The organism is Streptococcus sp. 339, from assembly GCF_013277285.1.
In the GTDB taxonomy this organism is placed as follows: Bacteria; Bacillota; Bacilli; order Lactobacillales; family Streptococcaceae; genus Streptococcus; species Streptococcus pseudopneumoniae.
Window position 1 is genome coordinate 1 of sequence record NZ_VMMR01000056.1, and the last position, 530, is coordinate 530.

A 530-nucleotide genomic window follows, 5' to 3' on the forward strand; every position below is an offset into this window, starting at 1 on the left:
TGATTTTCATTGAGTAGTAGTCTCTCATGTTTGTTTAGCGTCTAAAAGAGACATTTGAGAAGATTGAAAACAGTTCTCTCTTTTCTCCTAGTATAATGATTGGTAGGAAGGGAGAGAAAAGATGAAAACAATGAGAATCTTATTTTTGTTAGCTTTAATTCAAATCAGTTTGAGTAGCTGTTTTCTATGGAAGGAATGCATCTTGTCCTTTAAACAAAGTACAGCTTTTTTCATCGGAAGTATGGTCTTCGTTTCAGGAATCTGTGCTGGAGTAAATTATCTTTATACCCGTAAGCAAGAAGTCCATAGTGTCCTAGCCAGTAAGAAGTCAGTGAAGCTTTTTTACAGTATGTTACTCTTAATTAATTTATTAGGAGCTGTCCTTGTCTTGTCAGATAACTTGTTCATTAAAAATACGCTGCAGCAAGAATTAGTTGACTTTTTATTGCCATCCTTTTTCTTTCTATTTGGGCTAGATTTGCTGATTTTTTTACCCTTGAAAAAATACATGCGCGATTTTCTTGCTATGC

At 34.2% G+C, this 530-nt stretch carries 1 protein-coding gene; it reads left to right on the top strand.

What is annotated here, in order from left to right:
* Positions 1 to 121: 121 nt before the first annotated feature.
* A partial coding sequence (locus tag HT736_RS07630) for a hypothetical protein (RefSeq protein ID WP_172930914.1) occupies positions 122 to 530 on the top strand: 409 nt, incomplete at its 3' end.